At 42.6% G+C, this 14,331-nt stretch carries 13 protein-coding genes and 5 tRNA genes; 17 read left to right on the forward strand and 1 reads right to left on the reverse strand.

The window, feature by feature from the left end; all coding sequences use genetic code 11:
• Nucleotides 1-16 precede the first annotated feature (16 nt).
• Nucleotides 17-1,009: a malate dehydrogenase gene (locus CHB62_RS08795; RefSeq protein WP_089366548.1), complete on the reverse strand. Its 993-nt coding sequence runs from the start codon at nt 1,007-1,009 to the stop codon at nt 17-19.
• A 266-nt stretch (nt 1,010-1,275) separates the two neighbouring features.
• Between CHB62_RS08795 and CHB62_RS08800 the strand changes: the two genes are divergently transcribed.
• The 17 genes from CHB62_RS08800 to rpoB all read left to right on the forward strand — a co-directional run bounded on the left by CHB62_RS08800 (nt 1,276) and on the right by rpoB (nt 14,315).
• A complete protein-coding gene (locus CHB62_RS08800) occupies nt 1,276-3,060 on the forward strand; it encodes an aminopeptidase P family protein (RefSeq protein WP_176414860.1) in 1,785 nt (594 codons plus the stop codon).
• Between the two features lie 1,026 nt (nt 3,061-4,086).
• On the forward strand, nt 4,087-4,278 hold the full coding sequence (rpsU, locus tag CHB62_RS08805; protein ID WP_009012368.1) for a 30S ribosomal protein S21: 192 nt from the start codon (nt 4,087-4,089) through the stop codon (nt 4,276-4,278).
• A gap of 71 nt (nt 4,279-4,349) precedes the next feature.
• Nucleotides 4,350-5,234 carry a tyrosine recombinase XerC gene (locus tag CHB62_RS08810; protein WP_089366549.1) on the forward strand — a complete coding sequence of 295 codons (885 nt, stop codon included), beginning with the start codon at nt 4,350-4,352 and terminating at the stop codon, nt 5,232-5,234.
• Between the two features lie 22 nt (nt 5,235-5,256).
• Nucleotides 5,257-5,556, forward strand: coding sequence for a ribosome hibernation-promoting factor, HPF/YfiA family (gene hpf, locus CHB62_RS08815; RefSeq protein WP_089366550.1), 300 nt, complete (start codon nt 5,257-5,259; stop codon nt 5,554-5,556).
• An 87-nt stretch (nt 5,557-5,643) separates the two neighbouring features.
• Nucleotides 5,644-5,717 (forward strand) — tRNA-Thr (locus tag CHB62_RS08820).
• 27 nt (nt 5,718-5,744) lie between these two features.
• Nucleotides 5,745-5,826 (forward strand) — tRNA-Tyr (locus tag CHB62_RS08825).
• 18 nt (nt 5,827-5,844) lie between these two features.
• Nucleotides 5,845-5,917, forward strand: a tRNA-Gly gene (locus CHB62_RS08830).
• 10 nt (nt 5,918-5,927) lie between these two features.
• Nucleotides 5,928-5,999 (forward strand) — tRNA-Thr (locus CHB62_RS08835).
• 71 nt (nt 6,000-6,070) lie between these two features.
• Nucleotides 6,071-7,267, forward strand: a complete 1,197-nt coding sequence (gene tuf / locus CHB62_RS08840) for an elongation factor Tu (protein WP_009012371.1) — start codon at nt 6,071-6,073, stop codon at nt 7,265-7,267.
• Between the two features lie 60 nt (nt 7,268-7,327).
• Nucleotides 7,328-7,400 (forward strand) — tRNA-Trp (locus tag CHB62_RS08845).
• Between the two features lie 17 nt (nt 7,401-7,417).
• A complete protein-coding gene (secE, locus tag CHB62_RS15470; RefSeq protein ID WP_004361442.1) occupies nt 7,418-7,609 on the forward strand; it encodes a preprotein translocase subunit SecE in 192 nt (63 codons plus the stop codon).
• A gap of 11 nt (nt 7,610-7,620) precedes the next feature.
• Entirely contained in the window at nt 7,621-8,169 is a 549-nt protein-coding gene (nusG, locus tag CHB62_RS08855) for a transcription termination/antitermination protein NusG (protein ID WP_009012372.1), read from the forward strand.
• A 54-nt stretch (nt 8,170-8,223) separates the two neighbouring features.
• Complete coding sequence (gene rplK, locus CHB62_RS08860; protein ID WP_089366551.1) at nt 8,224-8,664, forward strand: 50S ribosomal protein L11; 441 nt, start codon at nt 8,224-8,226, stop codon at nt 8,662-8,664.
• 21 nt (nt 8,665-8,685) lie between these two features.
• Nucleotides 8,686-9,378: a 50S ribosomal protein L1 gene (gene rplA / locus CHB62_RS08865; RefSeq protein WP_009012374.1), complete on the forward strand. Its 693-nt coding sequence runs from the start codon at nt 8,686-8,688 to the stop codon at nt 9,376-9,378.
• A gap of 18 nt (nt 9,379-9,396) precedes the next feature.
• The gene (gene rplJ, locus CHB62_RS08870; RefSeq protein ID WP_009012375.1) at nt 9,397-9,915 is read left to right on the forward strand and encodes a 50S ribosomal protein L10; all 519 of its coding nucleotides are present in this window, start codon (nt 9,397-9,399) and stop codon (nt 9,913-9,915) included.
• Between the two features lie 63 nt (nt 9,916-9,978).
• Nucleotides 9,979-10,356 carry a 50S ribosomal protein L7/L12 gene (gene rplL, locus CHB62_RS08875; protein ID WP_009012376.1) on the forward strand — a complete coding sequence of 126 codons (378 nt, stop codon included), beginning with the start codon at nt 9,979-9,981 and terminating at the stop codon, nt 10,354-10,356.
• A 149-nt stretch (nt 10,357-10,505) separates the two neighbouring features.
• Nucleotides 10,506-14,315, forward strand: a complete 3,810-nt coding sequence (gene rpoB / locus CHB62_RS08880; RefSeq protein WP_009012377.1) for a DNA-directed RNA polymerase subunit beta — start codon at nt 10,506-10,508, stop codon at nt 14,313-14,315.
• Nucleotides 14,316-14,331 lie beyond the last annotated feature (16 nt).

The raw sequence follows: 14,331 nt of genomic DNA on the forward strand, positions 1-14,331 counted from the left end.
CAACTCGTCAACTATCTTACAAATTTGTGTTGTCCTTCTTCCAATCAGCAACAGCTGGGATGATGTTGAGGCTGATAATTTCGTCACGCATCTTGCAGAGGTGTTCGTAAGAAGCCTGAAGAGAAGCCATCTCCTCTGGAGTACCTGTTGGCTCAGTGTAGTGAACACCAGTAGCGTCAATTGTTGTAGGCATAGCCATCATAACGTTCTTGAAGCCGAGCTTCTCATCGTTAACGTAGCAACCTGCTGGCAAGGTAAACTTCTCACCACCCATTGCAGCCTCAATCATCTTAACAGCATTGTAAGCTGGGCTCTGGAATGAGCTGCGACCACGAAGCTTGATGATGTTAGAACCACCCTGTACGGTGTGGTGCTTAATCTCTTCCCAACGCTCTGCAGAGAGACCCATCTCTGACAATGGTTTGCCATCAATCTTAACCTTAGAAGCGAATACTGCCATCTGCTCACCGTGACCACCGTATGTGTGTGCACCAGTAACCTTATCCTGCTGTACGCCAAACTCGTGCGCCAAAGCCTGCTGCAGACGAGTAGAGTCGAGAGCAGCGAGTGATGTGAGCTGATTTGGTTTCAAACCAGAGTGAATAAGAGCTGTCAATGCAGTAACGTCAGCTGGGTTGAAGATAACAACAACGTGCTTAACATCTGGGCAATACTTCTTGATATTCTCACCGAAGTCAGCAGCAATCTTGCAGTTACCCTTCAACAAGTCCTCACGTGTCATACCCTCCTTACGTGGAGCACCACCAGAAGAGATGATGTACTTAGCACCTGTGAAAGCCTCTGCTGGGTCAACGGTGTAAGAGAGGTTAGCACCAGGGAAAGCGCACTGCTCCATCTCATCGAATACACCATGAACGCCTGGCTCATAGATATCATATAGACAGATGTTAGGAGTAAGACCGAGTGTGAGAGCGGTCTGAACCATGTTTGAACCAATCATACCGCCTGCACCGACGATAACAAGTTTCTCGTTTGTTAAGTAATTCATAATAAATATTTTATTTTAAAAGTATATTTTCCCTTTTGTTCGATACCGCAAAGTTAATAAAAAAAGAGTATGTGAGAAGAAAAAGAATGAATTATTTGTGTTATTATTTATAAAAGGGTAAGCCTTTGTAAAGTCGGTTTTGCATTTATAGATATTTCTTGTTCTTCTTGATTTGGATGTTATGAAATTATTGATTAACTTAGCAGGCGGATAGGAGAGATTTTCTTTTCTTGTATTGTTTTATAACCTCTAACCCCATAAATATTATGCAAACAATCAATGAACGCCTTGTTGCTCTTCGCAGATGGATGAAGGAGAATGCGCTTACTGCTTTTGTTTTCCCAAGTAGTGACCCCCATAATAGTGAATATGTGGCCGACCACTGGAAGACTCGTGAATGGATATCTGGTTTCACGGGCTCGGCTGGTACTGCCGTAGTAACGTTGCATCACGCTGCCTTATGGACGGATTCTCGTTACTTTATTGCAGCTGCAAAGGAACTTGCGGGGAGTGAGTTCCTATTGATGAAAGAACGTGTAGAAGGTACTCCTTCTATTAGTGAGTGGTTAGCAAGTGAGCTGGCAGAATACGATAGTCCTGTTGTTGGAGTGGACGGAAGTGTCAATACTTTTGTTAGTGTTGCTGATTTGAAAGAGAGTTTGGCGACAAAAGGGAACATGCAGGTGCGTTGTGTTGATGATCCAATGGATGTGCTATGGCTTGACCGACCTGTCATTCCTAATAATAAGATCTGTCTTCATCCATTGAAGTATGCTGGTGAGACAACAGAAAGTAAACTGTCTCGAATACGTGAGTGTTTAGTTAAACAAGGTGCGGACGGACTGTTAGTTACGGCTTTAGACGAGATTGCTTGGGTGCTGAATTTGCGTGGAAACGATGTTCATTGTAATCCGGTCTTTGTCTCTTATCTATTAATAGCTCCTGATAAAGTTACCTTATATATATATAAGGATAAATTATCAGAAGAAGTGCAGGCCTATCTTTCTACAGAGCATGTAGATGTAGAGGAGTATGATGCGGTCGTGGAGGGATTGAAGAGATATGCTGGGAAAGCGCTTTTGATAGACGTTAGTTCTACTAACTACAACTTATCTACTGCGGTGGAGAGTGAAAAGTTACATGTAGGAACGTCTCCAATCCCGATGATGAAAGCTATAAAGAACGAGGTCGAACAGGACTGCTTCCGTGCGGCTATGTTGCGTGATGGTGTTGCAATGGTTAAGTTCTTAGCATGGATTAAGGCTGCTGTTGAGAAAGGCGGACAAACAGAGATGTCGCTTGACGAGCGTTTGACGGGTCTACGTGCAGAGCAACCTATGTTTCAGGGTATCTCCTTCGACACGATTGTCGGGTATGAAGAACATGGAGCAATCGTACATTACGAGGCAACACCAGAGACGGATATCCCAGTAAAGCCACATGGATTGGTACTCATTGATAGTGGTGCACAATATTTAGATGGTACGACAGACATAACGAGAACCATTGCCTTGGGCGAACTAACGGAGGAACAACGACGAGTCTATACCTTAGTATTGAAAGGACATATCCAACTTGATAGGCTTCATTTCCCTGCAGGAGCCTGTGGATCACAGTTGGATGCGATAGCTCGTGCACCGATGTGGCGCGAAGGTTATAATTATCTGCATGGTACAGGACATGGGGTAGGGAGTTACCTCAATGTACATGAAGGTCCTCATCAAATTCGTATGGAGTGGCGACCAGCACCTATGCAAGCTGGCATGACGGTAACCAACGAACCAGGACTCTATCTTGAAGGGAAATTCGGTGTGCGCATAGAGAATACCTTACTCATTGTTCCTGCAGAGACAACCGCCTTTGGTGAGTTCCTCAAGTTTGAGACCCTTACACTTGCACCGATTGATACAACCCCGATAGTACTTGAGATGTTGAGTGTTGAGGAACGTGAGTGGCTGAACAACTATCATCGTCGTGTCTACGAGACTCTGTCGCCTTATCTTGATGAGGCTGAAAAAGCATGGCTGAAGGAAGCTACTCAAGCTATTTAAGTACAATAGTACGTAAAAAAACTTCTGTCCCAATACGAAGAAGGTAGGACTTATCAGACATTGTGAGGTATGTCTCAAACAGAACTTATAGGTTGTGTATCTATTTCTCTGCAAGTGTTTAGATACTGTTGTGATACATGAAAGTGTCTCATGTGGTTCCTTCCTATGTAGCACAAGTTGATGAGATTTCGGTTCTCTCATGGTCTTGTCTTACTGAGCGACAGCTTGTAGTACACGTTGGGAACTCGTAGAAAGGGGAGTAGCCACCATTCTCCATAGTCCCTGCTTGGGTGACTATACATCTGTTTCGGCTGTGGGAACCTGTAAGCATGATATGTGCTATTACTGTTGTCGTCATCTCCATGCGAGTAACTCGATTATAGTTCTATTCTTTGGAGGGTAATGTAAAATTGCAAAAAAATCTTACAGCGTATTGAACTAAACACCCTCTAATCAAGGGTAAGATGTCTTCTATGTTAGAACTTGTAATCTACAATAAATCAGCAGGTTATATGTAGCGTTGAAAAAGACGCCCTTCTTGCCCCAAGAAGGGCGTCTTCTTTAGGCAAGAGGGGCATGTTCTTGAATGTAGAAGGGGCCCCTCTCGAATCATCCCCAAGCCCTTCTCGAATGGAGAGGAAAAGGATGATAGAATTATCCCTACAAATTTTACTCACGTGTATCGTATTTTATCTTCTATTATCAAGGTCCTTATAGGGCTGGTTCGGGGACTTTCTCTCAAAATAGAACATATTTTTGGTTCTCCCAAAATATGTAGTGATAAACTAAAAAGCTCATATAATAAGACGCACATTAGTCTTGTTACGATAAATTAGATAGTTGATTAAGACAGTAGATAATTAACATAAAGAAATGTTCTGTTTGACATGTTTAGACGAGCTAACAAAGCAGAAAAATCCACAAACGTTTGGAGGTTAGGAGAATAAAGTGTAACTTTGCAGGCGCAAAAGTGGTGTCATGCCCTTTTGAATACGTTTAACTAATAAATAATTTAAAACAAAAAGCATGATTATTGTACCAGTAAAGGACGGTGAGAACATCGAGCGCGCGCTCAAGAAGTTCAAGAGAAAGTTTGAGAAGACAGGTGTTGTTAAGGAGCTTCGTGCTCGTCAGCAGTTTGACAAGCCATCTGTTAAGAAGCGCCTGAAGATGGAACGTGCCGTTTACGTACAGCATCTTCGCGACGCAGAAGAGTAAAATCTTCTTTAAAAATTTGGTGGTCTGGATTAATTTCCGTAAATTCGTTGCCATATAAATGACTTGAGAATGTGCTGATGGTAGATAAGTTCTTAGATTACATAAAGTTCGAGAGAAATTATTCTCCACTGACGGTAATCAATTATCGTAAAGACTTGATAGAGTTTGAACGGTTTTATAAAGAACTTGATCCGCTGCTCTCTTGGGAGTCTGTAGACTCTGATGTTGTCAGAAATTGGATGGAGTACATGATGGACAGAGGTAATTCTGCTTCGTCAGTCAATAGAAGGCTCAGTGCGTTGAGATCGTTCTATCGATTTGCACTTCGCCGTAAACTTATTGAGAAAGACCCAGTTCATGGTCTTCAAGGTCCTAAAAAACAAAAGCCGCTCCCTCAGTTCCTTAAGGAGTCGGAGATGGATAGACTGTTGGATCCAAAGATGTGGACAGATAGTTATAAGGATGTACTTGCACGTACAATCATTGTGACATTCTATGAGACAGGTGTACGTCTGTCAGAATTGATAGGTCTTGATGATAAGGATATTGATAATATCACTTGTGAAATCAAAGTAACAGGTAAGAGAAATAAGCAACGAATAATCCCCTTTGGAAAGGAACTCGCCGAGTTGTTTGCACAGTACCAACAGGTACGCAATACGACTGTAAATGGTGATTCCGTAGCCTTCTTTCAAACAGAGAAGGGTAAAAGGATGACAGGTGAACAGGTGAGAGAGTTGGTTAAGAAAAACCTATCAAAGGTGTCAACGTTGAAAAAACGTTCACCACACGTTCTTCGCCATACATTTGCCACGGCAATGCTCAATCATGATGCAGGACTGGAAAGTGTAAAGAAACTGCTTGGACATGAGAGTCTGTCAACGACAGAGATTTATACTCATACAACCTTTGAGCAGTTGAAGAAAGTCTATAAAAATGCCCATCCAAGGGCTTAACCTTTTAAAAACGGAGGTAACTATGGAAATTAAGATCCAGTCGATTCATTTCGACACAACCGAGAAGTTACAGGCCTTTATCACCAAGAAGGCTGAGAAGTTAGAAAAGTCTTACGAAGACATTCAGAAAGTAGAGGTGCAATTGAAGGTTGAGAAACCAGCAACAGCTTTAAATAAAACAACAAGTCTAACAGTAACAGTGCCAGGTAACACCTTGTTTGTTGAAAAGACTTGCGATACTTTTGAAGAAGGTATCGATAATTGTTTAGATGCGATGAAGGTTCAGCTCACCAAGTTTAAGGAAAAACAAAGAAAGCATTAAAAAATCTCTCAAATATTTTGGAGATTAAAATAAAAGTCTTACCTTTGCAGCCGTTTTACGACAAGTAGCCTTCGGCTGCAAAGTAATGCCTCTTTAGCTCAGTTGGCCAGAGCACGTGATTTGTAATCTCGGGGTCGTTGGTTCGAATCCGACAAGAGGCTCTCCTTGAAAGGGGGATACATTTCTGAGGGTAGTTTCCAGAGTGGCCAAATGGGGCAGACTGTAAATCTGCTGCTTCTAGCTTCGGTGGTTCGAATCCATCACTACCCACATTGAGAAATGTAATTTGCGGAAATAGCTCAGTTGATAGAGCACTAGCCTTCCAAGCTGGGGGTCGCGGGTTTGAGCCCCGTTTTCCGCTCTAAGCTTTTGCTGTAATAGCTCAGTGGTAGAGCACTTCCTTGGTAAGGAAGAGGTCCTGAGTTCAACTCTCAGTTACAGCTCTGCTAATTGTTGTTAATTTAGTGTAACTAAAAGCACAGATTATTCATTTAATATTAAATAAGAAAAAGCTATGGCTAAAGAAGAATTCGTGCGCACCAAACCGCATGTAAACATTGGTACTATCGGTCACGTTGACCACGGTAAGACCACTCTTACTGCAGCAATCTCAAAGGTTCTTCACGAGAAGGGCTTCGGTACAGAAGATGTTAAGTCTTTCGATCAGATTGATAATGCTCCTGAGGAGAAAGAGCGTGGTATTACCATTAACTCTGCACATATTGAGTACGAAACAGCTAACCGTCACTACGCACACGTAGACTGTCCGGGTCACGCCGACTATGTTAAGAACATGGTAACTGGTGCTGCTCAGATGGATGGTGCTATCTTGGTTGTAGCTGCTACTGACGGTCCTATGCCTCAGACTCGTGAGCACGTATTGCTCGCTCGTCAGGTAAACGTACCTCGCTTGGTTGTATTCTTGAACAAGTGTGATATGGTTGACGATGAGGAGATGCTTGACCTCGTTGAGATGGAGGTTCGTGAGATCCTCGAGCAGTACGGTTATGAGGAGGATACTCCTATCATCCGTGGTTCTGCACTTGGTGCTCTTAATGGTGTTGAGAAGTGGGTTGACTCTGTAATGGAGCTCATGAACACTGTTGATACTTGGATTGAAGAGCCAGAGCGTGAGATTGACAAGCCATTCTTGATGCCTGTTGAGGATGTATTCTCTATCACAGGTCGTGGTACTGTTGCTACAGGTCGTATCGAAACTGGTATCTGTAAGGTAGGTGATGAGGTTCAGTTGCTCGGTCTCGGTGAGGACAAGAAGTCTGTTATCACTGGTGTTGAGATGTTCCGTAAGAACCTTCCAACTGGTCAGGCTGGTGACAACGTAGGTCTCCTCCTCCGTGGTATTGATAAGGCTGAGGTTAAGCGTGGTATGGTTGTCGTACACCCAGGAGCTATCACTCCTCACGATCATTTCAAGGCATCTATCTATGTATTGAAGAAGGAAGAGGGTGGTCGTCATACTCCATTCGGTAACAAGTATCGTCCACAGTTCTACCTCCGTACAATGGACTGTACAGGTGAAATCCACCTCCCAGAGGGCGTTGAAATGGTTATGCCAGGTGATAACGTAGAGATTGAGGTTGTATTGATCTATAAGGTTGCTTTGAACGAGGGTCTTCGTTTCGCTATCCGTGAGGGTGGTCGTACAGTAGGTTCTGGTCAGATTACAGAGATTCTCCCAGACGTAAACTAATCAGTAATCTTATATTACAAGATATAGTTCCCGGTTTTCTTGGGAATCGGGAACTAACTTACGGGTTTAGCTCAGTTGGTAGAGCACTGGTCTCCAAAACCAGGTGTCGAGGGTTCGAGCCCTTCAACCCGTGCAAAAAGAATAGATTTTATGTTTAATAAGATAGTTAATTATTGCAAGGCTTGCTACGACGAACTTGCGCATAAAACTACATGGCCATCACGCGCACAGCTTACACATAGTGCAATGGTAGTTATATCTGCTTCCGTTATCATTGCATTGGTAGTGTTTGCTATGGATTCAGTTTTCCAGCGTGTTATGGAATTTGTATACCCAAGATAATTCATTAGGAAATGGCAGAGACAGAAAAGAAATGGTATGTTCTTCGTGCTGTCAGTGGCAAAGAGGCAAAGGTAAAGGAATATATCGATGCTCAATTGCGTCTGAACGAAAAACTTGCTGAGCGTGTTTTTGAGGTTTTGTTACCTATGGAAAAACACGCTACTGTGCGTAAAGATGGGAAGCGTGTTGTAAAGGAGAAGTTAAGTCTCCCTGGTTATGTACTTGTTCAAGCTAACATGACTGCTGATATCGCTTCTACGTTGCGTTTCATGCCTAATGTCTTAGGTTTTCTCGGAGGTATGTCTGACCCTTCACCAGTACGCCAGGCAGATATTAATCGTCTGTTGGGTAATGTGGAAGATACTGAACTTGAAGAAGTTCAGAATGTACCATACGTTGTTGGTGAAACTGTTCAGGTTACTGATGGTCCTTTCAGTGGTTTCCATGGTATAATCGAAGAGGTTAATGCTGAGAAACATAAACTGAAGGTGATGGTGATGATTTTTGGTCGTCAAAATCCATTGGAACTAAGTTTTATGCAAGTCGCAAAAGAGGAATAGTGTTGTTACGGATACTATTCAACTTATAGTTTAATTTTTAATATTAACAAAGAAATGGCTAAAGAAGTAGCTGGATTAATCAAATTACAGATTAAAGGTGGCGCTGCAAATCCTTCCCCTCCAGTAGGCCCAGCATTGGGTTCTAAGGGTATTAATATTATGGGATTCTGTAAGGAGTTCAACGCCCGTACCCAGGACAAGGCTGGTAAAGTTCTTCCAGTCGTTATTACCTACTACAACGATAAGTCTTTCAGCTTTATCATCAAGACTCCTCCTGCTGCAGTGCAACTGATGGAGGCTGCCAAGGTGAAGGGCGGATCTGGAGAGCCAAACCGCAGAAAGGTTGCATCCGTAACTTGGGAGCAGGTAAAGGCTATCGCAGAAGATAAGATGCCAGACCTCAACTGTTTCACAGTAGAGAGTGCAATGAAACTTATTGCTGGTACAGCTCGTAGTATGGGTATCACTGTAAAAGGGGACTTCCCTGGTAAATAATTTTAAACTTCAAAAGTAAAAATGAGTAAACTGACAAAAAATCAGAAATCAGTAGCTGAGAAGGTTGAAGCAGGGAAGGCATATTCATTGAATGAAGCAGCACAGTTGGTAAAGGATATTACTACTACTAAGTTTGATGCTTCTGTAGATGTTGATGTTCGCCTCGGTGTTGACCCACGTAAAGCTAACCAAATGGTTCGTGGCGTCGTGTCACTTCCAAATGGTACTGGTAAGGTCACACGTGTGCTCTGTCTCTGTACTCCTGATCAGGAAGCTGCCGCTAAGGAAGCTGGTGCTGATCATGTTGGTCTCGATGAATATATCGAAAAGATCAAGGGCGGATGGACTGATATTGATGTTATCATCACTATGCCATCATGCATGGGTAAGTTAGGTCCTTTGGGTCGTGTTCTCGGTCCTCGTGGATTGATGCCAAACCCAAAGAGTGGTACTGTAACTATGGATGTTGCTAAGGCAGTTAAGGATGTTAAGCAGGGTAAGATTGACTTTAAGGTTGATAAGGCTGGTATTATTCATACTTCAATCGGTAAGGTTAGCATGACTGCTGAGCAGATTTATGGTAACGCTAAGGAGTTTATCTCTACTGTTATCAAGTTGAAGCCTGCTGCTGCTAAAGGTACATATATCAAGAGTATCTTTATTTCTAGCACAATGAGTAAGGGTGTCAAGATTGATCCTAAATCAGTTGAATAACTCTAAAAGTTTTGTACAATGAAAAAAGAAGTAAAAGATACAATTATCGCTGAACTCGGTGAGAAGTTAAAGAACTATCCTCATTTCTATTTGGTTGATGTAACTGGATTGAATGCAGAGGCTACAAGTTCTCTTCGCCGCAAGTGTTTCAAGAGCGAAATCAATATGGTTGTTGTGAAGAATAATCTTCTTCATAAGGCTTTTGAAGCTTCAGATGTAGATTTTGAACCACTGTATAGTTCTTTGAAGGGTAATACTGCAGTTATGTTTACACATACTGCTAACGTACCAGCAAAGTTGTTGAAGGAGTATAAGAAGGAAGGTATTCCTGCTCTTAAGGCTGCTTACGCAGAGGAGTCTCTGTTCGTTGGTGCTGAAAAACTCGAAGAACTTTCAGCTCTCAAGAGCAAGAACGAACTTATTGCAGATGTTGTGGCATTACTGCAGTCTCCTGCAAAGAACGTTGTTTCTGCTCTCCAGTCAGGTGCTGGCACCATCCATGGTGTGCTTAAGACTTTAGGCGAGCGTCCTGAGTAAAAAATCTAATAAAGTCAAATAGATATATTATTTTTAGAACAAAAAATTAAAATTTAGAATAAAATGGCAGACGTAAAAGCTATTGCAGAAGAGTTAGTAAATCTTACTGTTAAGGAAGTAAATGAGTTGGCAACTGTCCTCAAGGACGAGTATGGTATTGAGCCTGCAGCTGCAGCTGTTGCTGTAGCTGGTCCTGCTGCAGCTGCTGCAGGTGGCGCAGCTGAAGAGAAGTCAGAGTTTGACGTAGTTCTCGTTGAAGCTGGTGCTAACAAGCTCAAGGTTGTTAAGGCAGTTAAGGAGGCTTGTGGTCTTGGTTTGAAGGAAGCTAAGGACCTCGTAGACGGTGCACCTTCTACTTTGAAGGAAGGCATGGCTAAGGCTGAGGCTGAGAACCTGAAGGCTGCTATTGAGGCTGAGGGTGCTAAGGTAGAGTTGAAGTAATTCTACTTCTCCTTACATAATATAATATGGTTAGGATTTACCAAGTAGGTGAGTCCTAACCTTTTTGTGTCTTTTGACATATATAAGGGTGCTATCCCCTTTTTTAGTCCGCCGCTGGACTTTAAACATTTGAATATTTAATTTCAGTTATGGCATTAGAAAATAAACCCAGAGTAAATTTCGCCAGCGTTAAGAATCCGTATCCATATCCGGATTTCCTCGATGTGCAGTTGAAGTCTTTCCGTGACTTCCTACAGCTGGATACTCCGCCTGAGGAACGCAAGAATGACGGTTTGTATAAGGTGTTCGCAGAGAATTTCCCTATCACCGATACGCGTAATAATTTCGTCCTTGAGTTCTTGGATTACTATATTGATCCACCAAGATACTCTATTGATGAGTGTTTAGAGCGTGGATTGACATACAGTGTACCTTTGAAGGCTAAGATGAAACTGTATTGTACTGACCCTGATCACGAGGATTTCGGAACGTTTATTCAGGATGTATTTTTGGGTACAATCCCTTACATGACTAGCAATGGTACATTCGTTATTAATGGTGCTGAGCGTGTTGTTGTTTCCCAGTTACATCGTTCTCCGGGTGTGTTCTTTGGTCAAGGTGTTCATGCAAATGGTACTGTTCTTTACAGTGCACGTATCATCCCGTTCAAGGGTTCATGGATAGAGTTTGCTACTGATATTAACAATGTCATGTATGCTTATATTGACCGTAAGAAGAAGTTGCCTGTAACCACAATGCTTCGCGCTATTGGTTATGAGACGGATCGCGATATTCTTCAAATCTTTGATCTCTGTGAGGAGGTAAAGGTAAATAAGAAAAACCTTAAGGCAGCTATTGGTCGTAAGATTGCCGGTAACGTGATGAAGTCATGGACAGAGGATTTCGTTGATGAGGATACCGGTGAAGTTGTATCTATCGAACGTAATGAGGTTGTTGTTGAACGTGAGACTATCATTACAGAAGATAATGTTGATCAGATTCTTGATAGTTCTGTTTCAACAATCTTGCTACATAAAGATGAAGAGGCTGCAAGCAAGTACTCTATTATCTTCAACACATTAGCTAAGGATCCAAGCCACTCAGAGATTGAGGCTGTAAATTATATCTATCGTCAGTTGCGCAATGCTGATGCTGCTGATGATGCAAGTGCACGTGAGGTGTTCCAGAACTTATTCTTCTCAGACAAGCGTTATGACTTGGGTGAGGTAGGCCGTTACCGTATCAATAAGAAGTTGAATTTGGAAACGGATATGGATGTACGTGTGCTGACAAAGGACGATATCATTGAGATTATTAAGTATCTCATTAGTCTGATTAATTCAAATGCGACAGTAGACGATATCGACCACTTATCAAATCGACGTGTTCGTACTGTAGGTGAACAGTTAGCTAACCAATTCTCTATTGGTCTTGCACGTATGAATCGTACTATCCGTGAGCGTATGAACGTTCGTGACAGTGAAGTGTTCCAGCCAACGGATTTGATTAATGCAAAGACTATCTCAAGTGTCATTAACTCATTCTTTGGTACTAATCCATTGAGTCAGTTTATGGATCAAACCAACCCATTGGCAGAGGTAACTCATAAGCGTCGTCTTTCTGCTCTTGGTCCTGGTGGTTTGTCTCGTGAGCGTGCAGGTTTCGAGGTACGTGACGTTCACTATACACACTATGGTCGTCTTTGTCCTATTGAGTCTCCTGAAGGTCCTAACATCGGTTTGATTTCGTCACTCTGTATGTATGCTAAGATTAATGATCTTGGCTTCATTGTTACACCTTATCGTCGTGTACATGATGCTAAGGTTGACATGGACAATAAGGATGTTGTCTTCTTAACAGCTGAAGAGGAAGAGGATAGGATTATCGGACAGGGTAATGCTCCATTGAATGCAGATGGTACATTTATTCGTGACGTCGTTAAGTGTCGTCAGGATGCTGACTATCCAGTTGTTGCTCCTGATTCTGTTTCACTTATTGATGTTTCTCCACAGCAGATTGCATCTGTGTCAGCAGGTTTGATTCCATTCTTGGAGCATGACGATGGTCACCGTGCATTGATGGGATGTAACATGATGCGCCAGGCAGTTCCTTTGCTTCACAATGATGCACCTATTGTTGGTACAGGTCTTGAGAAGCAGGTATGTGAGGACTCACGTACTATGGTTACTGCAGAGGGTGATGGTGTTATTGAGTATGTTGATGCTACAACAATCCGCATTCTCTATGATCGTACAGATGATGAGGAGTTTGTAAGTTTCGAGCCTGCTCTTAAAGAGTATCGCATTCCTAAGTTCCGTCGTACTAACCAGAACATGGTTGTAGACCTTCGTCCAATTTGTGATAAGGGGCAGCGTGTGAAGAAGGGTGATATCCTTACAGAGGGTTATGCAACAGAGAACGGTGAGTTGGCATTGGGTCGTAACCTTGTTGTGGCATACATGCCTTGGAAGGGTTACAACTATGAGGATGCTATCGTTATTTCTGAGCGCATGGTTCGTGAGGATGTATTGACCTCTGTTCATGTTGATGAGTATTCCCTCGAAGTTCGCGAAACTAAGCGTGGTGTTGAGGAGTTTACTGCTGATATTCCTAACGTAAGCGAGGAAGCTACAAAGGATCTTGACGATAATGGTATTATCCGTATTGGTGCTCGTGTAGAGCCAGGTGATATCATGATAGGTAAGATTTCTCCTAAGGGCGAGAGTGATCCTTCACCAGAAGAGAAACTTCTCCGTGCTATCTTTGGTGACAAGGCTGGTGACGTTAAGGATTCTTCATTGAAGGCTAACCCATCATTGAGTGGTGTTGTTATCGATAAGAAACTCTTTAGCCGCGCTATTAAGACTCGTGAGAGCAAGCGTCAGGATAGGAATATTCTTGCTAAGATTGACGAAGAGCAGGAAGCTAAGATAAATGACTTGAAGGATCTCTTGGTTGATAAGTTGCTTGAGCTGACAGAAGATAAGGTTTCAGAAGGTGTTAAAGACTACTCTGACGCAGAGATTATCACGAAGGGAAGCAAGTTCACTGTAGCTGCATTGAAGAACCTTGATTATGAGGGTATCCAATCAAATGGCTGGACTGATGATGAGCATACTAACCTTCTTATTCAGAAGTTGATTATGAACTTCATCCGTAAGTACAAGCAGATGGATGCCGAGATGAAGCGTAAGAAATTTGCTATCACTATTGGGGATGAACTTCCTTCTGGTGTTCTGCAGATGGCTAAGGTTTACATCGCTAAGAAACGTAAGATTCAGGTAGGTGATAAACTTGCTGGTCGTCACGGTAACAAGGGTATTGTATCAAAGGTTGTACGTACAGAAGATATGCCATTCCTTGAGGATGGTAGTCCTGTAGACTTGGTATTGAACCCAATGGGTGTGCCTTCACGTATGAACCTTGGTCAGATATTCGAGGCTATCCTTGGTGCAGCAGGTCGTAAGTTGGGTGTTAAGTTTGCTACTCCAATCTTCGATGGTGCTAAGCTTTCTGACTTGAAGGAGTGGACAGATAAGGCCGGTCTGCCAAATCTCTGCTCTACCTATATCTATGATGGTGAGACAGGTGAGAAGTTCGATCAGCCAGCTACAGTAGGTATTACTTACTTCTTGAAGCTTGGTCACATGGTTGAGGATAAGATGCATGCTCGTAGTATCGGTCCATACTCATTGATTACTCAACAGCCACTCGGTGGTAAAGCACAGTTTGGTGGTCAGCGTTTCGGAGAGATGGAGGTTTGGGCTATCGAGGCCTTCGGTGCTTCTCATGTTCTTCAGGAAATCTTGACAATCAAGTCTGATGATGTTGTAGGACGTTCAAAAGCTTACGAGGCAATCGTTAAGGGTGAACCAATGCCTACTCCAGGTATTCCAGAGTCACTCAACGTGTTGTTACACGAGCTTCGTGGTCTCGGTCTGAGTATCAAACTTGATTAATACGTACACCCCATAA

Source organism: Prevotella jejuni (genome assembly GCF_900187995.1).
In the GTDB taxonomy this organism is placed as follows: Bacteria; Bacteroidota; Bacteroidia; order Bacteroidales; family Bacteroidaceae; genus Prevotella; species Prevotella jejuni.